The organism is Streptomyces sp. NPDC031132 (assembly GCF_055570595.1).
Genome location: NZ_JBVIGX010000019.1, coordinates 1 through 23623, shown reverse-complemented (window position 1 = coordinate 23623; position 23623 = coordinate 1). Strand labels below are relative to the sequence as shown.

22 protein-coding genes are annotated in these 23623 nt (G+C 73.9%); 17 read left to right on the top strand and 5 right to left on the bottom strand.

The window, feature by feature from the left end; genetic code table 11:
* Positions 1-97 precede the first annotated feature (97 nt).
* The 9 genes from ACZ49B_RS25240 (at position 98) to ACZ49B_RS25200 (ending at position 9152) form a co-directional block, all read left to right on the top strand.
* Positions 98-364, top strand: coding sequence for a GlsB/YeaQ/YmgE family stress response membrane protein (locus tag ACZ49B_RS25240; RefSeq protein ID WP_053789855.1), 267 nt, complete (start codon positions 98-100; stop codon positions 362-364).
* A 72-nt stretch (positions 365-436) separates the two neighbouring features.
* On the top strand, positions 437-937 hold the full coding sequence (gene rraA, locus ACZ49B_RS25235) for a ribonuclease E activity regulator RraA (RefSeq protein ID WP_468309919.1): 501 nt from the start codon (positions 437-439) through the stop codon (positions 935-937).
* Between the two features lie 101 nt (positions 938-1038).
* Positions 1039-2700, top strand: coding sequence for a peptide-N4-asparagine amidase (locus ACZ49B_RS25230; RefSeq protein ID WP_468309916.1), 1662 nt, complete (start codon positions 1039-1041; stop codon positions 2698-2700).
* Between the two features lie 27 nt (positions 2701-2727).
* The gene (locus tag ACZ49B_RS25225; RefSeq protein WP_468309913.1) at positions 2728-4425 is read left to right on the top strand and encodes a serine/threonine-protein kinase; all 1698 of its coding nucleotides are present in this window, start codon (positions 2728-2730) and stop codon (positions 4423-4425) included.
* Between the two features lie 66 nt (positions 4426-4491).
* Positions 4492-5412, top strand: coding sequence for a phytoene/squalene synthase family protein (locus ACZ49B_RS25220; protein ID WP_468309911.1), 921 nt, complete (start codon positions 4492-4494; stop codon positions 5410-5412).
* 100 nt (positions 5413-5512) lie between these two features.
* On the top strand, positions 5513-6511 hold the full coding sequence (locus ACZ49B_RS25215) for an ABC transporter ATP-binding protein (RefSeq protein ID WP_468309909.1): 999 nt from the start codon (positions 5513-5515) through the stop codon (positions 6509-6511).
* Positions 6511-7233 carry an ABC transporter permease gene (locus tag ACZ49B_RS25210; RefSeq protein ID WP_468310161.1) on the top strand — a complete coding sequence of 241 codons (723 nt, stop codon included), beginning with the start codon at positions 6511-6513 and terminating at the stop codon, positions 7231-7233. Before ACZ49B_RS25215 ends, ACZ49B_RS25210 begins: the two co-directional genes overlap by 1 nt.
* Positions 7234-7260: 27 nt before the next feature.
* The gene (locus tag ACZ49B_RS25205) at positions 7261-8550 is read left to right on the top strand and encodes a sensor histidine kinase (protein ID WP_468310158.1); all 1290 of its coding nucleotides are present in this window, start codon (positions 7261-7263) and stop codon (positions 8548-8550) included.
* Entirely contained in the window at positions 8547-9152 is a 606-nt protein-coding gene (locus ACZ49B_RS25200) for a response regulator (protein WP_468309906.1), read from the top strand. Before ACZ49B_RS25205 ends, ACZ49B_RS25200 begins: the two co-directional genes overlap by 4 nt.
* 97 nt (positions 9153-9249) lie before the next feature.
* Here the strand turns inward: ACZ49B_RS25200 and ACZ49B_RS25195 are convergent, their stop codons facing one another.
* Both ACZ49B_RS25195 and ACZ49B_RS25190 read right to left on the bottom strand, forming a co-directional pair.
* The gene (locus ACZ49B_RS25195; RefSeq protein WP_468309903.1) at positions 9250-10014 is read right to left on the bottom strand and encodes a transglycosylase SLT domain-containing protein; all 765 of its coding nucleotides are present in this window, start codon (positions 10012-10014) and stop codon (positions 9250-9252) included.
* A 627-nt stretch (positions 10015-10641) separates the two neighbouring features.
* The gene (locus tag ACZ49B_RS25190) at positions 10642-11544 is read right to left on the bottom strand and encodes a dihydrodipicolinate synthase family protein (RefSeq protein WP_468309902.1); all 903 of its coding nucleotides are present in this window, start codon (positions 11542-11544) and stop codon (positions 10642-10644) included.
* Between the two features lie 71 nt (positions 11545-11615).
* Here ACZ49B_RS25190 and ACZ49B_RS25185 point away from each other — a divergent pair, with 71 nt between their 5' ends.
* The 5 genes from ACZ49B_RS25185 (at position 11616) to ACZ49B_RS25165 (ending at position 17104) form a co-directional block, all read left to right on the top strand.
* A complete protein-coding gene (locus ACZ49B_RS25185; protein WP_468309899.1) occupies positions 11616-12668 on the top strand; it encodes a LysR substrate-binding domain-containing protein in 1053 nt (350 codons plus the stop codon).
* 73 nt (positions 12669-12741) lie between these two features.
* Positions 12742-13827 carry an S-(hydroxymethyl)mycothiol dehydrogenase gene (locus ACZ49B_RS25180; protein WP_468309896.1) on the top strand — a complete coding sequence of 362 codons (1086 nt, stop codon included), beginning with the start codon at positions 12742-12744 and terminating at the stop codon, positions 13825-13827.
* Positions 13828-14010: 183 nt separating this feature from the next.
* Positions 14011-15408: an alpha/beta fold hydrolase gene (locus ACZ49B_RS25175; protein WP_468309894.1), complete on the top strand. Its 1398-nt coding sequence runs from the start codon at positions 14011-14013 to the stop codon at positions 15406-15408.
* A gap of 41 nt (positions 15409-15449) precedes the next feature.
* A complete protein-coding gene (locus ACZ49B_RS25170; RefSeq protein WP_468309891.1) occupies positions 15450-16214 on the top strand; it encodes a PIG-L deacetylase family protein in 765 nt (254 codons plus the stop codon).
* A gap of 56 nt (positions 16215-16270) precedes the next feature.
* Positions 16271-17104 (top strand): enoyl-CoA hydratase/isomerase family protein, encoded by an 834-nt coding sequence (locus tag ACZ49B_RS25165; RefSeq protein ID WP_468309889.1) that lies wholly within the window; start codon positions 16271-16273, stop codon positions 17102-17104.
* On the opposite strand, the gene ACZ49B_RS25160 is transcribed toward ACZ49B_RS25165, so the two are convergent.
* Genes ACZ49B_RS25160 through ACZ49B_RS25150 form a run of 3 tightly spaced genes read right to left on the bottom strand, consistent with a single transcriptional unit; the run spans position 17091 to position 19998 of the window.
* Positions 17091-17888 (bottom strand): hypothetical protein, encoded by a 798-nt coding sequence (locus ACZ49B_RS25160; protein WP_468309887.1) that lies wholly within the window; start codon positions 17886-17888, stop codon positions 17091-17093. The genes ACZ49B_RS25165 and ACZ49B_RS25160 overlap by 14 nt on opposite strands.
* A 36-nt stretch (positions 17889-17924) precedes the next feature.
* Positions 17925-18824: an SDR family oxidoreductase gene (locus tag ACZ49B_RS25155; RefSeq protein ID WP_468309885.1), complete on the bottom strand. Its 900-nt coding sequence runs from the start codon at positions 18822-18824 to the stop codon at positions 17925-17927.
* A 49-nt stretch (positions 18825-18873) separates the two neighbouring features.
* Entirely contained in the window at positions 18874-19998 is a 1125-nt protein-coding gene (locus ACZ49B_RS25150) for a hypothetical protein (protein ID WP_468309883.1), read from the bottom strand.
* A gap of 207 nt (positions 19999-20205) precedes the next feature.
* On the opposite strand from ACZ49B_RS25150, the gene ACZ49B_RS25145 reads away from it, so the two are divergent.
* From ACZ49B_RS25145 to ACZ49B_RS25135, 3 genes are read left to right on the top strand one after another with little or no spacing between them, the layout of a single operon-like run.
* The gene (locus ACZ49B_RS25145) at positions 20206-21183 is read left to right on the top strand and encodes an NADPH:quinone oxidoreductase family protein (RefSeq protein ID WP_468309880.1); all 978 of its coding nucleotides are present in this window, start codon (positions 20206-20208) and stop codon (positions 21181-21183) included.
* Entirely contained in the window at positions 21180-22373 is a 1194-nt protein-coding gene (locus tag ACZ49B_RS25140) for an acyl-CoA dehydrogenase family protein (RefSeq protein ID WP_468309877.1), read from the top strand. The genes ACZ49B_RS25145 and ACZ49B_RS25140 overlap by 4 nt, the downstream gene beginning before the upstream one ends.
* Complete coding sequence (locus tag ACZ49B_RS25135) at positions 22370-23482, top strand: acyl-CoA dehydrogenase family protein (protein WP_468309875.1); 1113 nt, start codon at positions 22370-22372, stop codon at positions 23480-23482. The genes ACZ49B_RS25140 and ACZ49B_RS25135 overlap by 4 nt, the downstream gene beginning before the upstream one ends.
* Positions 23483-23623 lie beyond the last annotated feature (141 nt).

Below are 23623 nucleotides of genomic sequence, written 5' to 3'. Positions count from 1 at the left end.
CGCAGCTGAGAACCGTTTCGCGCGTGTTCGCGTCCTCCCCGGTGAACGCGAACACGCACGGAACGCGAACACGCACGACGAAGCGGAGTGAACACACATGGGGATCGTCAGCTGGATCGTCCTGGGACTGCTGGCCGGCTTCATAGCCAAGGTCCTGCTGCCCGGCCGCGACCCCGGCGGCCTGATCGGGACCACCCTCATCGGCATCGCCGGAGCCTTCGTCGGCGGCTGGCTCTCCGCGAAGTTCCTGGACAAGCCGATCGCGAACGAGTTCTACGACCCCGCCACCTGGGGCTCCGCGATCGCGGGCTCGCTGGTCCTGCTCATCGGCTACCGGATCCTGTTCGGCAACTCCCGAGACTGAGCGGCGCCGGGAGCACTGCTTAGGCTGGGGCCGCACGGCGCGACGTACGACCTGCGAGGAGCCCCGAGTCACATGAGCCTCACTCCCGACACCCCCATCACGCCCGTCCCCACGAGCGACCTGTACGACGAGCACGGCGAGGGCCTGGCCATCTGCACCACGCCGTTCCGCCAGTTCGGCGGGCGCAGGCTCTTCGCGGGCCCGGTGCGGACCGTCACCTGCCACGAGGACAACGCACTGCTGCGCGAGCTGGTCAACACACCGGGCGAGGGCGCGGTCCTCGTCGTGGACGGCGGCGGATCCCTGCGCACGGCCCTCACCGGCGACCTCATCGCCGGAGCCGCGCAGCGCAACGGCTGGGCGGGCCTGATCATCAACGGTGCGGTCCGCGACAGCGTGGCCCTCGGCGGACTCGACCTCGGCATCAAGGCACTCGGTGTGGTCCCCCGCAAGAGCGGCAAGACGGGCGCGGGCACCGTGGACGAGCCCGTCACCCTCGGCGAAGTCACGTTCAGCCCCGGGGACACGGTCCACGCGGACGACGACGGCACGGTCATCCTCCGCACCCGGTAGGCCGGCGCAGCCGTACCCCGGGGTCCTGGGGTCGAGATTCGGACAGGGGCGGGGCAGGAGCCCTGGTGTCCACCCGGTCGGGCGGGATTCACTGCGGGGCCATGAGACGACACAGGATCATGGGCCTGCTCGGCGCGCTCGCGCTCGCCGCAGGCACCCTGGCCGGCGCCGCGGGACCCGCGGCCGCGGCCGACACCACCGCGCCCCGACCCGGCGCCGGCGCCGAGCCGCCCCCCGAGTTCGGCACCGACTGGCACGACCCCCTCACCGCCGCCCCGCCCGTCGCCCGCCCCGCGACCCGGTCCTGCGAGGTGACCGTCGCCGAGGCGCAGTTCCGCGACTACACGCCCTACCTGGGCAACTACACGCCCCCGGCCGCCTGCGGCAGCGGGGCCTGGGCCAAGGTCGTCCTGCGCCTCGACGGCAAGGTCAAGGGCCGCCAGTACGACCGCCTCGGCCACCTCTCCCTCGGCGGCGTCGAAATCCTGAGCACCTCCACCCCCGAGCCCTCGCCCGACGGGATCACCTGGTCCGTCGAGAAGGACGTCACCCGCTACCGCGACACCCTCAGCCGGCCGCAGCCCGTCGAGATGCTGATCGGCAACGTCGTCAACGACACCTACACCGGCGTCATCGACGTCAAGGTCACCCTGACCTTCTACGCCGCCGACCGGGACCGGCGCAGCCCCGCCCCCGACACCCCCGACCGCGTCCTCCCGCTCACCAGCCCCTCCGTGACCACCCCGCGCAACACCGAGCGGCTCCTCGCCGAGGTGTACGCCACCGGCTCCGGCGGCGGCTGCGAGGAGTACTGGTACATGACCACCCCCGATGCCGCCCCGTACTCCTGCAAGGCCGCCGACGGCCCCTACCGCGAGGTCCGGATCTCCGTCGACGGACAGCTCGCCGGCATCGCGGCCCCCTTCCCGACCGTGTGGACCGGCGGCTGGTCGAACCCCTTCCTCTGGTACGTCACCCCCGCGCCCCGCGCCTTCGACGTCCAGCCGATCGTCTACGACCTCACCCCGTACGCCGCCCTCCTCAACGACGGCCGCCCGCACCGCATCGAGGTGTCCGTCGCCGGCGTCCCGGCCGGGCAGAGCGGCTGGAGCACCCCGGTGAACCTCCTCCTGTGGCAGGACGAGGGCCGCACGGTCGTCACCGGCTCCCTCACCCGGCACGAGGAGGGCGAGCCGGCCAACTCCACCCGCTGGACGCCCGCCACACCCGGCACCCCGGGTGCGCAGCACCGCCTCGACACCGAGGGCGGCCACCGCCTCACCGTCGCCGGCCGGCTCGACACCTCCCACGGCCGGGTCACCACCACCGTCACCCGCGCCGTCCACAACACCTCCGTGCACCGCTGGACGGAGGGCGAGAACCAGGACGCCCTGACCGCGACCTGGGCCGACGAGGAGAGCGTCACCCGCGGGCCCACCACCGTCCGCACCGCACGCACGTACACGATGGACGGCGAGACCACCCTCGGAGCCGGGGACCGGCTGCGCACCGTCATCGCACTCGGCGACCGCGCCGAGACGACCACCCTGCGCGGCGGCCGGACCGTTGACCGGACCCGGGTCGACGACCGGTACACGGGCGACGCCGCCTACACGGCGAACGTCCCGCGCGAGCAGCGGCACGCGGTCGGCACCAGCTCCGAGCGCTACCAGTTGTACGGGTCGCAAGCCGGGAACGGCTGCTACGACCGCACGCTGACCACCGTCCAGGGCACGGTGACGGTGGACCGCCGACGCTGCTGACACCGGCGGCGCCTACGATGACCGGCCATGGACATGAGTGAGGGCGGCAGACAGCTGGTCGACGGCCGCTTCGAATTGATCGCGCCGCTGGGCGCCGGCGGTATGGGCACGGTGTGGCGCGCCCACGACATCGCACTGCACCGCGACGTCGCCCTGAAAGAGGTGCGCCCGCCGGACCCGGCGACCGCCGCCGCGCAGCCCGGACTCACCGTCCAGCTGCGCGAACGCGCCATCCGCGAGGCGCGGGCGCTCGCCCGGCTGGCGCACCCGCACGTGGTGACGATCCACCACATCGTCGAGCCCGCGGCCGGTACGGACGGGCACCCGTGGATCGTCATGGAGCTGGTCAAGGGCGGCTCTCTGCACGACAAACTGGAGTCGGGGCCGATGCCCGTCGCCGACGTGCTGCGGCTCGGCCTCGACGTGCTGTCCGCGCTGCGGGCCGCCCACGCCGAAGGGGTGCTGCACCGCGATGTGAAGCCGGCCAACGTGCTGCTGCGCCCCGACGGCTCGGCCGTGCTGACCGACTTCGGCATCGCCGCCCTGCACGGCTCGACCGCCCTCACCTCCACCGGCGTGCTCATCGGCTCGCCGGAGTACATCGCCCCGGAGCGGGCCCGTGGCGAGGAGGGCCTGGCGGCCTCCGACCTGTGGTCGCTCGGCATGCTGCTCTACGTGGCCGCGGAGGGGGCCCACCCGCTGCGCCGGGCCACCACCCTGGCCACCGTCGTCGCCGTGCTCGACGAGCCGATCCCGGCTCCGGTGCGCTCCGGCCCGCTGGGCCCCGTACTGGAACGGCTCCTGGTACGGGACCTGTCCGTACGGCCCGACGCGGCGCAGCTGGAACAACTGCTCCGGGACGCGAGCACTGCTCTCGGCGCCGGTGCCCCGCCGGTCGCGTCGCCGACGGTGCTGGGCCAGTTCGGGCCGCCGAGCCCGCAGCCGGGAACCGGCACCGGCCAGACCCGGCCCGCGCAGCCGCAGATCCCGCAGCCCTACGCGCCGGCCGCCCCGTTCACCCCCGGGGGCGGGTCCCCGTACTCGGTCACCGCGCCCGTCCCCGCGGCACACGCCCCGCGCCGCCGCCCGGTGCTCCTCGGCGGCCTCGTCGCGCTGGCCCTGGCAGCCGGCGCGATCGGGCTCGTCAAGTGGCTCCCCGACGGCGGAGGCGGCAGCGGCGCCGCGAAGGGCGGTGACACCGTCGCCAGTACGGGCCCCTCCACCGCCGCCAGCCCCAAGGCGAGCCTCCCCAAGTCGGTCGCCAGCCCCGTCACCGCCCCCAAGGGCAGCCTGCTCACCCCCGCCAACGTGCGCACCGCACTCGAGGCCCTCAAGCAGAAGGCCGGCACGACCGAGTTCGTGGAGATGACGGTCTACGAGGAGTACGTGCTCGCCTCCATCCCCACCGGCCCCGGAGCCAAGACCTACGACCGCTACCAGTACCGCGACGGCGAGGCGAAGCGCACCGGCCCCGGCGGCACCGTCAAGGCGGACGAACCGCTCATCGACATGGCGGCCGTCAACTGGGACGCCCTGCCCGGCCTCCTCGACAAGGCCAAGCAGGAGCTCGGCGTGGCCAACCCGACCTCCCGCTACGTCATCGTCGAGCCCTGGCTCTTCGACCAGTCCCCGTCCATGCGGCCCTACCTCAGCGACGAGTACGGGCAGGGCGGCTACGTCTACGCCGACACCCAGGGCAACGTGAAGAAGGTCTACCGCTCCTGAGATCGTGTAGCCGTACGCATGCCGCACCTGCGTACGGCCCTTCACGACGACAGGAGCACGACCACCATGCCCAGCTGGCGCACCACCCTGACGGCGGCCGGTATCTCGGAGCCCCGGCTGCGCGACGACTACACGTACGTCGCCCGCCGGGTCCTGCGCCGCGAGCCTGCCCCGTACGTGACGCTGCGCCTGCTCGCCGCGCCGCCGCTGGTGCCCTGGCTGACGGCGGGGGTGGCCTTCATGAACCTCGTCGACGACGTGGCCGAGACCGGTACCCCGCAGGAACGATCCGCCGGTCTGGCCGCGCTCGCCGGCCAGGTGGAAGCGGCCCTGAAGACCGGCGACGGCCCCGATCCCCTGCTGCGCGCGTACGCCCACGCCGTCACGTCCCGTGGCCTGCCCGAGCACTGGGTCTCCCGGTTCCTGGCGGGCGCCGCCACCGCCGAGGCCCGCTTCGACGGCTTCGAAACCGAGGAGGACTTCCAGGCCTACCTCGACGCCTACGCCTGGCCCGGGGTGCTGGTGTTCACCGGCCTCCAGTACCAGGGCGGCCCCGACGAGGAACAGGCCGCCGCCTGGCGGCGGTTCGTCGACGCCGCCCAGCGGGTCGACTTCCTCGCCGACCTCGCCGGAGACCTCGCGGAGGGCCGGCTCTGCCTCCCGCGGGTCCGCCTCGCCGAGCACTCCGTCACCCGGGCCGACCTCGAACAGGCCCGCGACACCCCGGCCGTACGCGCGCTCCTCGCGGCCGAAACCCGGCTCGCCCGAACCGCCCTGGACGCCACCGACGGCATCCTCGAACTGGTCGAGCCGGGCCTGCGCCCGGTGATCGCCACCATGACGGAACTCATGGGGCACCAGTTGACCGCCGTGGAACGGGCCGGCGTCCGGGCCCTGCGCAAGGACGTCGGCTACGGCCTGGCGGCCCCCGTCCGCACCCTGATCCGCGCCCGGGCCGGCCGGTCCCGTCTCCGGCCGGGCGCATAGCCGTTGGGGTCCGCGGCCGCCCGGTCGGGACATTTGTACCGGTGGGGTCCGTACATGCGGATCTGCCGGGAGACCCCGCCCGGTCCCTAGCGTGGTGGGCATGACGCAGACGACGCCCACCACCCGGACGACGAGGCCGACCCAGCCCGCGAAGCCGCCGAACGACGAGCCCGCGATCCGCTTTCGGCACGCAGCCAAGTCCTTCGGCACCGTCCACGCCGTCGCGGGCCTCGACCTCGACGTCCGGCGCGGCGAGACGGTCGCCCTGCTCGGCCGCAACGGCGCCGGGAAGTCCACCGCCATCAGCCTGCTGCTCGGCCTGAACGAGCCCGACGCGGGCAGCGTACGGCTCTTCGGACAGACCCCCGAGCAGGCGGTCCGGAGCGGTCGGGTGGGCGCGATGCTCCAGGAGGGGCGCGCCGTACCGCGGATCACCGTGCGCGAGCTCATCGGCTTCGTGGCCCGGACCTACCCGGCCCCCCTGCCCGTGGCCGAGGCGCTGGAGCTCGCCGGGCTCACCGACCTTGCCGGGCGCCGCATCGACCGGCTCTCCGGCGGCCAGGCCCAGCGCGTCCGCTTCGCCGTCTCCCTCGCCGGCAACCCGGAGCTCATCGTGCTCGACGAACCGACCGCCGCCCTCGACGTGGAAGCCCGCCGCGCCTTCTGGGAGTCCATGCGCGGCTATGCCCGGCGCGGCAACACCGTCCTGTTCTCCACGCACTACCTGGAGGAGGCCGACGCCCACGCCGACCGGATCGTGGTCGTCGACGGCGGCCGGATCGTCGCCGACGGCACGGGGGAGCAACTGCGCCGCGCCGCCGGCGGCTCGCTGGTCTCCGTCGACCTGGCCGGGCGCCCCACCGAGGGCCTCGGCGAGCTGCCCGGGGTGGTCTCCGTGGAGGTACGGGGAGACCGTGCGCGGCTGCGTACGGAGGACCCGGACGCGACGGTCGTCGCCCTCGCCGGCCTCGGCGCCGTCCGCGGGATCGAGGTCGCCGCGCCCTCGCTCGACGACGCCTTCCTCGCGCTCACCGGGACCCACACCCACACCCACACCCGCACGCACGCCGACGACACCGCCGCCGGGAGCGCCCGATGATCACCGCCTACGTCCGCCTGGAAGTCCGCCGTACCCTGCGCGACACCGGCTTCGTCGTCTTCGGCATCGGCATGCCGGTGTTGATGTACCTGCTCTTCACCAACCTCGGCACCGACGACGGCGCCGGTGAGTGGAAGACGGCCTCCATGGTGGCCATGGCCGCCTACGGCGCCCTGGGCGCGGCCCTGTCGACCGGGAACGGCGTCGCCGAGGACAAGGGCATCGGCTGGCTGCGCCAGCTGCGGATCACCCCGATGACCCCGCGCCAGGTGGTGGTCGGCCGGGCCCTGACCGGCTCGGTGATCGTGCTGCCGGCCGTCGCCGCCGTGCTCGCAGCCGGCGCGTTCGTCAACGGAGTCCGGCTCGAGGCCTGGCAGTGGGCGGCCGTCGCGCTCGTCCTGTGGCTCGGCGCACTCCCGTTCACCCTGCTCGGCATCGGCAACGGATACCGGCTCACCGCCCAGAGCACCGGAGTGGTCAACGTCGGCTGCAGCCTCGCGCTCTCCATCGTCGGCGGACTCTGGTTCCCGGTCGAGCTGTTCCCGGACTGGCTGAGCTCCCTGTCCGGCTTCACCCCCACGCGCCGCTTCGCCGAGATCGGCCAGTCCCTCGCCGCCGGCGCGGCCCCCGGCCTGGCCGCGGTCGCCGTGCTGGCCGTATGGGCCCTGCTGTTCGGCTCGTACGCGGTGCTCTCGTACCGTCGGTCCGCGAGGACGGTGTAACGCATGGAGCGGGGAGCGGGAATGAAGATGCAGGAGCGGCGCGAGAACAGGAAGGCACGGAAGGCCGACTGGGCGGTCCGCAAAGCCGCATGGCGGGCGCAGGAGAAGCGGCGCAAGGCAAGTGGCGAGTCCCCCGACCACGGCTGCGGCCCCATGGCCCCGTCCAACCCCTTCGCGCTGCTGCCGTGGCTGCTGCTGGGCATGGGAGCCATCTCCAACGTCATCAAGGGGGAGACCCCCAACCCCTGGATCGGCGTCCTCGGCCTGCTGCTCTTCAACTCCCTGTACGTCACCCTGGTGTTCCGCGCCTTCGACCGGCGGGCCCGGGAGGCCGCCGCCACCCGCTGGTGTCTCGCTGCCCTCGGCGCGGTCACCTGCGCCCTCGCCGTCGCGTACGGGGGCAACTGGCTGCTGTTCTTCCCGCTGTGGGGCCTGGCCACCGGCGCGGTGGTCCGCGGCCGCATGCTCGGCCCGGTGATGTTCGTCGTCACCGCCCTCGCCGGGGCGATCGCCGGACTGGACGAGGGCTGGGACACCCTCGGCATCGCCTACGGGACGCTCGTGTCCGGCATGGTCACCGCGGCCATCCTCGCCCTGTCCGAGACGGTCAAGGAACTGCGCGAGACACGGCAGGAGCTGGCCCGGGCCGCCGTGGACCAGGAACGGCTGCGGTTCTCCCGCGATCTGCACGACCTGCTCGGCCACACCCTCTCGGTGATCGTCGTGAAGTCGGAGGCGGCCCGGCGGGTCGCCCCCCGGGACATGGACGCGGCCCTCGCCCAGGTCGCCGACATCGAGTCCGTCGGCCGCCAGGCGCTCACCGAGATCCGCGAGGCCGTCACCGGCTACCGCGAGGCCAGCCTCGCGGCCGAACTCGACCGGGCCCGCGGCGCGCTGACCGCCGCCGGGATCGAGCCCGTCGTACGGCAGTCCGGGCCCCCGCTGCCCCCGCAGGCGGCGGCCCTGCTGGGCTGGGTGGTCCGCGAGGCCGCCACCAACGCGATCCGGCACAGCGGCGCGACGACCTGTGAGATCGAGGTACGGAGCTCTGCGGAACGGGTCGGCCTGGTGATCACCGACGACGGGAACGGCGTAGGCTCGGCCCCGCCGGGCAGCGGACTGACCGGCCTGGCCGAACGGCTCGCCGCGGCGGGCGGCACCCTCGTCGGCGGCCCGGCCCCGGGCCGCGGCTTCCGGGTCACCGCCGAACTCCCGGTGGAGCCGGCCGGAGCGGAGGGCGAGGGGAGCGCGGAGTACCCGGAGCGCCCGCAGCACCCGCAGCGCCCGGAGATCCGGGAGAACGAGGAGAGTCGATGATCAAGGTCCTGCTCGCGGAGGACCAGGGCATGATGCGCGGCGCGCTGGCCCTGCTGCTCGGCCTGGAGGAGGACATCGAGGTCGTGGCGCAGGTCGGCGCAGGGGACGAGATCGTGCCCGCCGCGGTCGCGACGCGGCCGGACGTGGCCCTGCTCGACATCGAACTCCCGGGGCTCAGCGGGCTCGACGCCGCCGCCGAGCTGCGCACGCGCTGCCCGGACTGCCGGGTGCTGATCCTGACCACCTTCGGGCGCCCCGGCTATCTGCGCAGGGCGATGGAGGCGGGGGCCGCCGGGTTCCTGGTCAAGGACGGGCCGGTGGAGGAACTGGCCGCCGCGGTACGCAGGGTGCTCGCCGGGGAGACCGTGATCGACCCCTCGCTCGCGGCCGCCGCGCTCAGCGCCGGCCCGAATCCGCTGACGGCGCGCGAAGTCGACGTACTGAACGCCGCGGTCGACGGGGCCACCGTGGCCGACATCGCGGCCCGGGTCCACCTGTCCGAGTCGACGGTACGGAACTACCTGTCCTCGGCCATCGGCAAGACCGGCACCCGCAACCGCATGGAGGCCGTCCGCGCGGCCCGCCGCCAGGGCTGGCTCTGACGGCGCGGACGGGCTGCGGGACCTACGGGGGAGACGCGCAGGACGCGGGGGCCGCGGGGTTCTCGAGCGGGGCGGCCCCTGCCTGCTGCCGGGTCGGTCAGTACGGGCCGTTGACGTTGTCGATCGAGCCGTAGCGGGCGGCCGCGTAGTTGCAGGCGGCCGTGATGTTGGCGACCGGGTCGTACGAGTCCGTGGACGTGCCGGGCACGTGGTAGGCCCGGAAGGTCGGGTCGATGACCTGGAGCAGGCCCTTGGACGGGATGCCGGCCGCGGCGTTGGAGTCCCAGTTGTTGATGGCCAGCGGGTTGCCGGAGGACTCCCGCATCACGTTGCGGTGAATTCCGTTGTAGCTGCCGGGGATTCCGTGCTGGGCCATGATGTCCAGCGACTGCCGGATCCAACCGTCGAGGTTGTTCGCGTACGTGGTGGCGGGCTTGGCCGCCGCTGCGGTCGTCGCCTTCGCCGCCGTCGCCTTGGCGGCGGCCGCCTTCGCCGCCGCGCCGATGCTCAGCTTGAGCCCGGGGCGAATGATCGAGGGGTTGCTGCCGATGGCGTTCCGGTTGGCCTCGTAGAGGGCCTGCCAGCCACCGTTCACCGAATGCTCGACGGCGATCTTCGAAAGGGTGTCGCCGACGCTCACCGAATAGGTCAGCGGAGCGGCCGCCTTTTCCGCCGCCGGTTTGACGGCGGGCAGCGTGGTGGTCGTTACGGCGGGCGCCGACGCCGGCTGCGCCACGGCCGCCCCGGCCGTGGTCGCGCTGATCAGCGGCAGGGCGAGGGCGGCGCCGCCGGTGCCGGCGAAGGCCAGCTTGCGGGCGATCGGGCGCTGCTTCGGCCGACGGTGCTTTCCGAGTCCGGGCATGGCGGAATTCCTCACGTGCGGAGTGCGGGGGATCCCTGGCGGCGACCGGTTTAGGAAGCTGCCCGCTGGGAACGACGTGACCGTAAGCGAGCCCGCCGGGCCGGAACAAGGCTTGAATTCCACCGGGTGATCGACTTCCCCGTGTCGGGGTCGGAAATGACCTTGGGAGCGCCTTCCGGGAATGGCGAAATTCCTTTCCGGGAAAAGGGAATAGTCGCTTCCGGATAAATGATGTTGTCCCTATTCGAGTGACTCACATCACGAGCTCCGGACGCCCTCGGGGGAAACGGACAAGTCGCCCACACTCGTGCCCGATTCGGGCATCTCGCCCGTTGTTTGTGAATCGCCCACACTGGGCACTTCCCGGCATGACCGTCATGGTCACGAGGGGGCTTCCAGGGGGTGTCCGCGAAGTCGGGCGCCCGGAGGGCGCCGCGCGGGCCAGGCAGGACTTCGCGGACACCCCCTAGTGCTGTGGCCGGGAAGGTTTGCCGGGTCGCGGTGTCCGGTGCGGTGCGTCGCAAGGCGGAGGAGCACGTCTCGTACTGGACGTACCTGCGTGGTCCGACAACGCGGCGAGGTGCCGCGCCGGGCGCCGTGACCCGGTGAACCTTTCCGGTCGCAGCGCTAGAGGTCCGCCAGCTCCGACAGCCGCGTCAGTGCGGCCGACACCGCCTCCTCGCCCGCCGGCAGCAGCGGGAGCCGTACGTCGGGCGTGGGGATCCGGCCCCGGGCGTGGAGCACCGCCTTGACCACCGCCGGATTGGGCTCGGCGAAGAGTGCTGCCGACAGCCGGGCCAGGCCGTGGCCCAAAACCCGCGCCCGTGGCACGTCACCGGCCTGCCAGGCCGCCATCAGCTCCGCGTACCGGGCCGTCGCCAGGTGTGCCGAGGCGAGGATCCCGCCCGCCGCGCCCAGCGCCAGCAGCGGCGACAGGTACACGTCGTCGCCCGCGAGCACCGCGAAGCCGTCCGGCAGCCCGCCGAGCAGCGCCACCGTCTCCTCGCCGATGCCGCCGCCCGCGTACTTCATCCCGGCCACCCCGGGCAGCTCCCCGAGCGCGCGCAGTGCGGCCGCGTCCAGTGGCTGTCCGGTCCGGTACGGGATGTGGTAGACGACCAGCGGTACGGGGCTCACCTCGGCCAGCCGTGCGAAATGCGCCAGCACCCCCGCCGCCCCGGGCCGCACGAACGACGGCACGGTCACCAGCGCCGCCCGCACCTCGGGCCACCTCGCCAGCCGGCCGAGCGCCGCCTCGGCGGCCCGGGTGCCGCTCGCCCCGGCGCCCACGGTCAGCATCGCGCCGCGCTCCCGGCAGACCCGGGCGCAGACGTCGGTGACGAGGTCGCGCTCCGCCTCGTCGAGGGCGGTGGGCTCGCCGGTGGTGCCGAGGGCGACGAGCCCGGTGGCGCCCTCGTCGAGCACCGTGTGGGCGAGTGCCTCCAGGGCGTCGGCGGCGACGTCCCCGGCGCGGGTGAAGGGGGTGACGAGCGGTACGTGAATCCCGTGGAGGGAGAGGTCCTGTGCCATGCCCACGAGCTTCATCTGCCCGGAGCGTCAAATCCAGTTCGCGTTTCTTACCCGAAGCGTAAGCTGAGCCGATGCTCGACGTACGACGCCTGCGCCTGCTGCGCGAACTCGCCCGCCGCGGGACCATCGCCGCCGTGGCCGAGGCCCTGGCCTTCAGCCCTTCGGCGGTGTCCCAGCAACTCGGCGTCCTCGAACGCGAGGCGGGCCTGCCGCTGCTCGAGCGCACCGGCCGCCGGGTCCGGCTCACCCCGGCCGGGCAGAACCTGGTCCGGCACGCCGAGGCCGTGCTGGAGCGGCTCGAACAGGCCGACGCCGAACTCGCGGAGGCGCGCAGCGGCCTGGCCGGCGCCCTGCGCATCGGGGCCTTCCCCACCGCCATCCGCGCCATCGTCCCGGCCGCGCTGGTCGCCCTGGCCCGGCGTCATCCGGGGTTGGAGCCGATGGTGTCGGAGACCGACCCGGCGGCGGTCGCGCACGCGCTGCGCGCCGGGGACCTGGACGTGGCCCTGATCCACGAGTACGACTTCGTCCCCGCGCAGAAGGAGCCGGGGCTCGCCACGGAACCGCTGTACCGGGAGGCGATGTACCTGGCCGCCCCGACGGGAAGGACGACGGACACCGCCCCCGGCGCCGCTCCCGCCGAGTGGAGCGCTGACCGGGAGCCCGCCGAGTGGAGCGCTGACCGGGAGCCCGCCGAGGCCGCCGCCCGGGAGCCCGGCGAGGGCCCCGACCGGATCCCCCGTCAGGGCCCCGACCAGGGTTCCGTGCTGCGGGCCCACGCCGACGCCCCCTGGATCACCGCCACCCCCGGCACCCTCTGCCACGCCATGGCCCTGCGGGCCTGCCAGGCCGCCGGGTTCACCCCGAGGATCCGCCACCAGGTCGACGAGTTCCCCACCGTGCTCGCCCTGGTCGCGGCCGGCCAGGGCGTCGCGGTGGTCCCGCAGCTCGGCGTCATGGGGCCCGCAGACCTGGCCGTCTCGCTCACGCGACTCCTGATGGAGCGCCGCACCAAGGTCGCCTTCCGCAGCGGCGCCGCCGCGCACCCGGCCGTGGCCGCCTTCGGCGCGGCACTTCGCGCCGCCGTGCCACCGGAACTCGCCACTCCGGCTTCCGTCGCTTGACACAACTCCCCTCCGCCGCCGGGTCCGTGTACGTTCGTTGATCCAGACAGATCCGAACAGAGCGGGGTACGAAGTGACACATCGCGTACGAGGGGTCATCGCCCGGAGCAAGGGCGCACCGGTGGAGACGACGACGATCCTCGTGCCCGACCCCGGGCCCGGCGAGGCCCTGGTCAAGGTGCAGGCCTGCGGGGTCTGCCACACCGACCTCCACTACCGGGAGGGCGGCATCAACGACGAGTTCCCGTTCCTGCTCGGCCACGAGGCCGCCGGGATCGTCGAATCCGTCGGCCCGGACGTCACCTCCGTCGCGCCCGGCGACTTCGTGGTCCTCAACTGGCGTGCGGTCTGCGGCACCTGCCGCGCCTGCAAGCGCGGACGCCCCTGGTACTGCTTCAACACGCACAACGCCACGCAGCCCATGACCCTCGAGGACGGCACCCCGCTCTCCCCGGCGCTCGGGATCGGCGCGTTCGCCGAGAAGACCCTGGTCGCGGCCGGCCAGTGCACCAAGGTCGACCCGGCCGCCGCGCCGGCCGCCGCCGGACTCCTCGGCTGCGGCGTGATGGCCGGCCTCGGCGCCGCACTCAACACCGGCAACGTCGGACGCGGCGACTCCGTCGCCGTCATCGGCTGCGGGGGAGTGGGCAACGCCGCCGTCGCCGGCGCCCGCCTCGCCGGCGCGGCGCGGATCATCGCCGTCGACCTCGACGACCGGAAGCTGGAGTGGGCGCGCGGCCTCGGGGCCACCCACACCGTCAACGGCCGCACGGAGGACGTGGTCAAGGCCATCCAGGGGCTCACCGGCGGAAACGGCGCGGACGTGGTCATCGACGCCGTGGGCCGCCCCGAGACCTACCAGCAGGCCTTCTACGCGCGCGACCTGGCCGGCACCGTGGTCCTGGTCGGCGTGCCGACGCCGGAGATGAAGCTCGAACTGCCGCTGCTCGACGTCTTCGGCCGCGGCGGCGCCCTCAAGTCCTCCTGGTACGGGGACTGCCTGCCCGAGCGCGACTTCCCCCTCCTCATCGACCTCTACCTCCAGGGCCGCCTCGACCTCGACGCCTTCGTGTCCGAGTCCATCCCGCTCGACGGCGTCGAAGCCGCCTTCGCGCGGATGGAGCGGGGCGAGGTCCTCCGCTCGGTCGTCGAGTTCTAGGGGGTGTCCGTAGAGTCGTGCCGGGCCAGGCAGGACTTCGCGGACACTCCCTGGGCCCGCCCGGAACCTGCCCGCCCGGCCCCGATGTCCGCACACCGGGGCCGGTCCGGGCCGTGCCGTCGGCGGAACACAAGGCTCCGCGCCTTCGGCCGACGCAGCCGCCGGTAAGGTGCACGGCGGCCGATGGGCCCGTACTACACTCGGCCGGGCCGCCAGACCCGCGCCCCGGTCGCGATCCGCCCGGGGCATCCGTACACCCAGGGGCCGTTCGTGACCGTCGACCGCAGTTACCGCCAGCCCGGTGTCGTCCTCACCGACCACCGCTTCACCGTCCCGCTCGACCACACCCGCCCGGACGGCGAGCACATCGAGCTGTACGCCCGCGAGGCCGTCGCCACCGGCAAGGACCCCGAGAGCCTGCCCTGGCTGCTCTACCTGGAGGGCGGCCCCGGCTTCGGCGCGCGCCGCTTCGTCGGCCGGCAGGCCTGGCTGGAACGGGCCCTCACCGAGTACCGCGTCCTCCTGCTGGACCAGCGCGGCACCGGCCGCTCCACCCCCGCCAACCGGCAGACCCTGCCCCTGCGCGGCACCCCCGCGCAGCAGGCGGAGTACCTCGCCCACTTCCGCGCCGACTCCATCGTGCGCGACGCCGAGGCCATCCGCCCCGGCCTGACCGGCGGCGCGCCCTGGACCGTGCTCGGGCAGAGCTTCGGCGGCTTCTGCACCACCCACTACCTCTCCACCGCCCCCGAGGGCCTGACGGCCGCCCTGATCACCGGCGGCCTCCCGTCCCTGACCGCCACCGCCGACGAGGTGTACGAGGCGGCGTACCCCCGCATCGAGCGGAAGAACCTGGCCCACTACGCCCGCTACCCGATGGACGTCGAGCGCGCCCGCCGCATCGCCGCCCACCTCGTGGAGCGCCCGGCCGAACTCCCCGGCGGCTACCGCCTGACCGCCGCCGCCTTCCAGTCGCTCGGCATCCTGCTCGGGACCGGCGACGGCAGCCACCAGCTGCACTACCTCCTCGAGGACGCCTTCGTCCCGACCCCGTCGGGCCCCGCCCTCTGCGACGCCTTCCTGGAGGGCGTCCACGGACTGCTCTCCTTCGCCGCGCACCCCCTTTACGCCCTGCTCCACGAGCCGATCTACGCCCAGGACCCGGCCGCGCCCACCGCCTGGGCCGCCGAACGGGTCCGCGCGGGCCGGCCAGGCTTCGACGCCGAGAAGGCCCTCGCGGGCGACGGGCCCCTGCTCTTCACCGGCGAGACCATCCACCCCTGGCACTTCACCGCCGACCCCGCGCTGGCCCCGCTGCGCGAGACCGCCGAACTGCTGGCCGCCCGTACCGGCTGGCAGCCCCTGTACGACCCGGCGCGACTGGCCGCCAACGAGGTGCCGGTGGCCGCCGCGGTCTACCACGACGACCTGTACGTGGACACCGCGCACTCCCTGCAGACCGCCCGGGCCGTCCGGGGCCTGCGCACCTGGGTGACGGACGAGTTCGAGCACGACGGCGTCCGCGCCGGCGGTCCCCGCGTCCTGGACCGTCTGCTGGCCCTCGTACGCGACGAGGTCTGAACGCCGCTTCCGGTGCGCGGGGTGCGTCTATTGTGCGACTCATGACCGAACAAGTGGATCAACCCGCGCCCCTGGAGCCCATGCCCACCGACTGGCAGCGCGCCCTCGCGGTGGTCGCCCACCCCGACGATCTGGAGTACGGCGGCGCCGCGGCGATCGCCGACTGGACGGACGGCGGCCGCGAGGTCGTCTACCTCCTGGCCACGCGCGGCGAGGCCGGCATCGACACGATCCCGCCCGAGGAGTGCGCCCCGCTGCGCGAGGCCGAGCAGCGCGCGAGCGCCGCCGTCGTCGGGGTCTCCACGGTGGAGTTCCTCGACTACCGCGACGGCATCGTCGAGTACGGCCTCGACCTGCGCCGGGACATCGCGGCCGCCATCCGACGCCACCGCCCCGAACTGCTCATCACCCTCAACCACCGCGACACCTGGGGCGGCCAGGGCGGCGGAGGCTACTGGAACACCCCCGACCACAAGGCCGTCGGCCGGGCCACCCTGGACGCCGCCGCCGACGCGGGCAACCGGTGGATCTTCCCCGAGCTCATCTCCGAGCAGGGTCTCGAGCCCTGGAACGGGGTGCGCTGGGTCGCGGTCGCCGGGTCCTCGACGCCGACGCACGCGGCGGACGCCGGCCCCGGCCTGGAACGCTCGATCAAGTCGCTGATGGAGCACAAGGCGTACATCGAGGTGCTCACCGACCAGGACCCGGAGGAGTACTGCCGGAACTTCCTCACCGGCTTCGCCCAGCAGGCGTCGGCCCGCTTCGGGGGCCGCCCGGCGGTGACGTTCGAGGTCTTCTCGCGCTGAGCCGGCGCCGCTAAGCTGACGGTCCATCAGTTCTCGTCAGGGGGCGAGTCGGCTCGGTGATCGACACCATCGGCAACGACGTCGCGGAGGGTGAAGAGCGCATCCGTCTGGAGGTCGCGGACGGGATCGCGGTCCTCACCCTCTGCCGCCCCGACCGGCTCAACGGCTGGAGCTGGGAGTCCACCCGCCAGCTGGGCCTGCTCGCGGACCGGATCCGGTTCGATCCGGCCGTACGGGTGGTCCTGCTGCGCGCCGAGGGCCGGGCGTTCTGCGCGGGCATCGACGTGACCGCCCCGGGCGGCGACATCACGGGCGCGACGGCCGCCGAGCGGACCCGGAACTACTACGAGGGCATCCGCTGGGTCCACGAGCGCTTCGCCGTGCTCTCCCGGCTCCCACAGCCGGTGGTGGCCGCCGTACAGGGCTACTGCCTCGGCTTCGGCTTCGAACTGGCCCTGATGGCCGACCTCCGCATCACTGCCGAGGACGCCGTCTTCGCCCTGCCGGAGGCCCAGCTGGGCGTGGCGGTGGACGCGGGCGGCGACCTGCGGATCGCCCGCGAGGCGGGCGCCGGCTGGGCCAAGTTCCTGGCGCTGACCGGCCGCCGCATCGACGCCGCGACGGCGCACCGCCTGAACCTGGTGCAACTGCTCGTCCCCCCGGCCGAGCTGGACGCCGCGGCCCGTGCAGTGGCGGCCGAGATCGCGGCCAACGCCCCCCTCGCCGTCCAGGGCATCAAGCGCGCGATCGACGCCTACGCGGACGCCGCCCTCGCCCCGGCGCTCGACCGCGTCGCGATGACGGCGGCCCTCACCCTCACCTCCGAGGACTGCCGCGAGGGCTACTCCGCCAAGGCGGCCCGCCGCCCGCCGCACTTCAGCGGAGGCTGAACACGGGCCGGGTCGAGAAGTCCTCGAACATGCCCTCGCCGTCCGGCCCGTACGCGAACTCGGCCATGGACGGGTTGCGGTTGGCGGTGGCCAGTGGCAGCCACGCGAGCAGCTCGCCGTATCCGCCGCAGACGGCCTCGCCGCCGTCACCGCCGTGTGCCGCGGCCGGGTCGGTGCTCAGCTCCGTGCCGTAGCTGTCGTACGCGATGTGCAGACCAAAGGCGTTCGGTTCGTGCCGCAGGCCGCCGCCACCGTACGGCGGCTCGCCCAGGGGGCACTCGTTCCCCCACCGGAACAGGGTGCCGGCCCCGGCCCCGCACGCGTGCTCCCACTCGTCGGCGCTCGGCATCCGCAGCCCGCGCGCCGCGAGCACCTCCGGCGTCCCGGCCGGGCACGCGGTCAGCGCCTCGTCCTCCACGGCCATGAGCACGGTGGCCAGTGTCGCGGTACGGACCGGGCTGAGCACCTCGGCGAGGTAGTCCTTCAGGGCGAGCTCGTACCCGTACCCCTCCGCCCGGCTCTCCTCGTAGTCGGCGAGCTGCGCAGGCGTCGGCGCCCAAGCCTCCGGATCGAACCCGAGGCGCACCGACCCGCCGGGTACGAGGGCGAACTCCTGCCCCTCGCGCTCGATGCGTACGCGGTGCAGCGGCCCGCCCAGGTGCTCGACCGTGTCGAGCAGCACCACGCGGCCGCCCGCCTGCGCGGCGGCCTCGTGGGCGATGCGCCCGGCGGCGGCCGGGTCGAGCGAACGCCAGTGGTCAAGGGTCAGATCGGCGAGAGGCATGACCGGATCCTCGCACCGGCCACTGACAACCGGGGCTCAGGGGGTGAACGGGCCGCGGCCCAGCTGGGTGCGGATGGGGACCACCTCGGGGTTGACCAGGGCGCGGCGCTGCCAGTTCGCGCCGTCCACCACCAGCGTGTGGCCGGTGATGAACCGGGCGAAGGGGGAGGCCAGGAAGGTGGCGGCCCAGCCGAGTTCGCGCGGGGCGCCGACGCGCAGGGCGGGCTGGCGGGAGTCCTTCGCGTCGGGTGCGGCGCGCTCCAGGCCGCCGCGGATGTCCTCGGTCATGTCGGTGTGCGGGAACAGGCCGGGGACGAGGCCGTTGACCTGGATGCCGTACGGGCCCCACTCGACGGCGAGCGTCTCCACCAGGTTCTTCACGCCCGCCTTGGCGGCCGCGCTGTGGGCGAAGCCCGGTCCGCCGGTCCAGGCGTACGAGGCGCCGATGCTGACGATGGATCCGGGGGTCGCGGCGGCGAGGTGGCGGCGGCCGAACTCGCGGGTCGTGAACCAGGTGCCGGTCAGGGTGGTGTCGACCACCGCCCGCCAGGCGTTGGGCGACAGGTCCTCCGCCGGACAGGGGAAATTGGCGGCCGCGTTGTTGACGAGGACGTCCGGGAGGCCGAGGACCGCCTCCGCCGCGTCGAAGACCTCCGCGATCCGCTCCGGGTCGCGGATGTCGCAGACGGCGGACGTCACCCGGCCCGCGCCGGGGACGGCCGCCAACTCCTCCTGCGCCGCCTTCAGCTGCTCGGCGCGCCGGCCCGCGATCACCAGGTCCGCGCCGAGCCGCGCGAACTCGGCGGCGATGGCCTTGCCCAGCCCGGTCCCGCCGCCGGTCACGAGGACCACCTGCCCCCCGTACGTACCGGGGGGCAGTGCGGCCGTGCCGAGCGGCGGGGGCGCGGGCAGCCCGCGCGGGGTCTCGTCGGTCATGGGGCATCGATAGCGTGCGGGCGCCGAGATCGCCATGCCCGCGGCAGGGTCAACCCTGCGGTGCGTACGCCTGCTTGCTCGCGCAGCTCCACACCACGGGGCTGCTCTTCATGGTGTCCCAGTCGTAGAAGGTGCCGCCCACCCGGTCGTCGTCCGAGGCCGCGTAGGCCGAGCTGCGCGAGTCCGGGGCGGCACCCGCGGGGTGCGGGAGCGCCAGCGGGGCCCCCGTGCCCGGCCAGTAGGCGGCGTGGAGGAAGTTGGCGTACCCCTCGACGAAGGTCATGGCCGAGCCGACGGCCACGTTCGTGGCCGGACTGACGGCGTCGAACGTGACGTTCTCGTAGCCCGCGACCCGGCCGGGATCGTTCGGCAGGGCGTCGTAGGGCTTCTTCCAGACGGCCGGCTTGCGCTCCTGCCAGTCGCGGTAGCTGAGGTCCTCGTGGCCGACGACCCGGCCGCGGTCGTCGATGCCGGCCGCGGACGTCCGGACCGTCCGGTCGTCCTCGGTCCACACCTGCAGGCTGTACGGCGGGTACCCGCCCCCGGCGGGCCAGACGACCGGGAAGGTCTTTCCCCTGAGCTGGTCGTCCTCTTCGTAGGACGTCTGGGCCGTGCCGACGACGTCTCCGCGCGCGTTGATCCCGTTCACCGAGACGATCCTGGTGCTCGGGTGGGCGTCCGCGGGCACGGGCAGCTCGCGCACCACCGCGCCGTTCAGCCATTCCTTGGCGACGCCGCCCTCCATGCCGACGAAGCGGCCCGATTCGTTGACGTCCGTCACCACGCTCGCGGTGGTACCGCCGCCGATCAGCCGGACCGCCGCCGCACCCTTCTGGTACGTGAACCCGTACGGCGTCTCGAAGTCGCCGGCGCGCCGGAGGGTGCCGACCATCAGGCCCTTCGCGTTCACCGCCAGGACCTGGCCGGACACGAAGCCCTCGGGCAGCGGGACGGCGTGCACCGCGTGGTCGGCCGTCCAGTAGGCGGGCAGCCCGACGCTGTCGCCCGCCACCAGGCCGGCGGCTCCGAAGGCGCGCACGGACCCGCCGGCGGGGCCGTCCGCGAGCGCCGGCAGGCGGAGGATGTCCGGCGTGCACGACGTCCCGGCCGCGACGGCCGGGCCGGCCGCGGTGATCAGGCCCGCCAGAACGACGGCGGCAGCTGCTGCGGACATGCTTCTTCTCATGTGGTGGTCCCCCCTGGACTCAAGTCATGACGAGTGCACGCCACATGTTGCCTGACCCGGGGCGGGAGTGGCCGGATCGACGCGTGGTGTTTCGGTCCGGCCCGCAATCCGCCCCGCCGACGGTTCACAGAAGGGCAAGCGACCGCTTAGTATGCCCGCGGAGCGTGGTTCCTCGACGGCGGCTGGAGGCCCCGGATGCAGGCATGGCGAGTACATACCCCCGGCGAACCCCGAGAGGCCCTGCGCCTCGAGGAGATTCCCGAACCGGTCCCCGGCGAGGGCGAGGTGCGGCTGCAAGTGCTCGCGGCGAACCTCAACTTCCCCGACGCGCTGCTCGTGCGCGGCCAGTACCAGATCCGCCCGCCGCTGCCCTTCACCCCCGGCGTCGAGATCTGCGGCCTCACCGACGACGGCCGCCGCGTCATCGCCACCCCGAGCCTGCCCCACGGCGGCTTCGCCGAGTACGTGACCGCCTCCGAGCGGGCCCTGCTCCCGGCCCCCGAGAGCCTGAACGACGCCGAGGCCGCGGCCCTGCACATCGGCTACCAGACCGGCTGGTTCGGCCTGCACCGCCGAGCCCGCCTCCAAGCGGGCGAGACCCTGCTCGTGCACGCCGCCGCCGGCGGGGTCGGCAGCGCCGCCGTCCAGCTCGGCAAGGCCGCCGGGGCCACCGTCATCGGGGTCGTCGGGGGCAAGGCCAAGGTGCGTACCGCCGAGGAACTCGGATGCGACCTGGTGATCGACCGGACGGCCGAGGACGTCGTCTCCCGGGTGAAGGAGTTCACCGGCGGGCGCGGGGCCGACGTGGTCTACGACCCCGTGGGCGGCGACTCGTACACCGCCTCCGCCAAGTGCGTGGCCTTCGAGGGCCGGATCGTCGTCGTGGGCTTCGCGAGCGGCAACATCCCCGCCCCCGCCCTCAACCACGCCCTCGTCAAGAACTACTCGATCCTCGGCCTCCACTGGGGCCTCTACGCGGCCAAGGACCCGGCCGCGATCCTGGCCTGCCACACCGAACTCACCCGCCTCGCCGCCGAAGGCACCGTCAAACCCCTGATCAGCGAACTCGTCGCACTCCCCGCCGTCGCCGACGCCGTGCAGCGCCTCGCCGACGGCACCACCACCGGCCGGGTCGTCCTGGCCATGCCCCGGCAGCCGGGTGTGGCCCGATGACCACGATCACCGCCGACCACCTGCTCACACGTGTCCGGGACCTGCTCGCCGCGCACCCGCCCGCCGACACCGACCGCACCGAGTTCCTGCGGGCCCGCTTCGACGCCGGACTGGCCTGGGTGCACTACCCCGAAGGCCTGGGCGGACTCGCCGCGCCCCGCTCCCTCCAGGCCGCCGTCGACGCCGCACTCGCGGCGGCCGGCGCCCCCGACAACGACCCGCGCCGGATCGGCATCGGCCTCGGCATGGCAGCCCCCACGATCCTCGCGTACGGCACCGACGAGCAGAAGCGCCGCTTCCTGCGCCCCCTGTGGGTCGGGGAAGAGGTCTGGTGCCAGCTCTTCAGCGAGCCCGGCGCCGGCTCCGACCTCGCCGCACTCGGCACCCGCGCGGTCCGCGAGAGCGGCTCCGGCGACTGGATCGTCGACGGGCAGAAGGTGTGGACCTCCAGCGCCCACACCGCCCGCTGGGCCATCCTGATCGCCCGCACCGACCCGGCGCTGCCCAAGCACCAGGGCATCACCTACTTCCTGTGCGACATGCACGCCCCCGGCGTCGAGGTCCGGCCGCTGCGCCAGATCACCGGCGAAGCCGAGTTCAACGAGGTCTTCCTGACCGGCGTCCGCATCCCCGACAGCCACCGGCTCGGCGCCGTCGGCCAGGGCTGGGCGGTCGCCCGCACCACCCTGATGAACGAGCGCGTCTCCATCGGCGGCATGCGGATCCCCCGCGAGGGCGGCATGATCGCGCCCGTCGTGGCCGCCTGGCGCGAACGGCCCGCGCTGCGGACCCACGCGCTGCACCAGCGGCTGCTCCGGCTGTGGGTCCAGGCCGAGGTCGCCCGGCTCACCGCCGAGCGGCTGCGCCAGCAGCTCGCCGCCGGGCAGCCCGGCCCCGAAGGGTCCGGGATGAAGCTCACCTTCGCCCGCCTCAACCAGGAGATCAGCGGCCTGGAGGTGGAACTCCTCGGGGAGGAGGGCCTGCTGTACGAGGACTGGACGATGCGCCGGCCCGAGCTCGTCGACTTCACCGGCCGCGACGCCGGCTACCGCTACCTGCGCGCCAAGGGCAACAGCATCGAGGGCGGCACCAGCGAAATCCTCCTCAACATCGTCGCCGAACGCGTCCTCGGCCTGCCCGCCGAGCCGCGCGACGACAAGGACCTCGCCTGGAAGGACCTGGCCCGATGAGCGATGCCTTCGACCTGCTGTACTCCGAGACGGAGGAAGAGCTCCGGTCCGCCGTACGGGCACTGCTCGCCGACCGGTGCACACCGGCGGAGGTGCTCGCCCGGGCGGAGACCGGCCGGCCGCACGACCCGGATCTGTGGCACACGCTCGCGGCGGAGATCGGCACCGCCGGGCTGCTCGTACCGGAGAAGCTCGGCGGCCAGGGCGCGGGCCACCGGGAGGCGGCCGTGGTCCTGGAGGAGCTGGGGCGGGCCGTGGCGCCGGCGCCGTACCTGACGAGCGCGGTGCTCGCGACGGAGATCCTGCTGGGGCTCGGCTGCGACGCTCCGGAAGTGGCGGTCCTGCTGGGGGAGTTGGCCGCGGGCCGGCAGGTGTGCGTACCGGCGCTGCCGCTGACGCAGGCCCCGGGCGCACCGCTGCCGGGCGCCGTACGGGACACCGGGGGCGGGGTCCTGACGGGCACCGTCACCTCGGTGGCGGACGCGGTGGCCGCCGATGTGCTGCTGGTCCTCGCGGACACGGGGCTGTACGCGGTCCCGGCCGCGGAGGCCGCGCTGACCCCGCTGGTCCCGCTGGACCTGACCCGCCCGCTCGCCACGGTGACGCTGGAGGGGGCTGCGGGGACCCGCCTCGCGGACCCGGCGACGGCCCGCGCGGCGGTCGCCGGAGCACTGCTCTCGGGGGCCGGACTGCTGGCCTCCGAGCAGGTCGGGCTCGCGGAGTGGTGCCTGACGGAGACGGTGCGGCACGTGCGCGGGCGCCACCAGTTCAACCGGCCGGTCGGCTCCTTCCAGGCGCTGAAGCACCGCCTGGCGCAGCTCTGGCTGGACGTGGCCTCGGCTCGGGCGGCGGCCCGCGCCGCGGCGGACGCGCTGGCCACCGGGGCCCCCGACGCCCCGCTCACGGTGGCGGTCGCCCAGGCGTACTGCTCCGGGGTCGCGGTCCGCGCGGCCGAGGAGTGCGTACAGCTGCACGGCGGCATCGGCATGACGTGGGAGCACCCGGCGCACCTGTACCTGAAGCGCGCCAAGGCCGATTCGCTGGCCCTGGGCACCCCGGGCCACCACCACGCCCTGGTGGCGGACTTCGCCGAACTCCCGTCGCCTTAGGGGGGTCCGTAAAGTCGTGCCGGGCGCCCGAAGGGCGCCGCCCGCGGCGTCTGGTGTCGTGCAGCGCAAGGCGGAGGGGGGGGCGCAAGAGACAAACGGACCCCCAGCCACCCAAAAAAAACAAAGAGGGACCCAACAAAA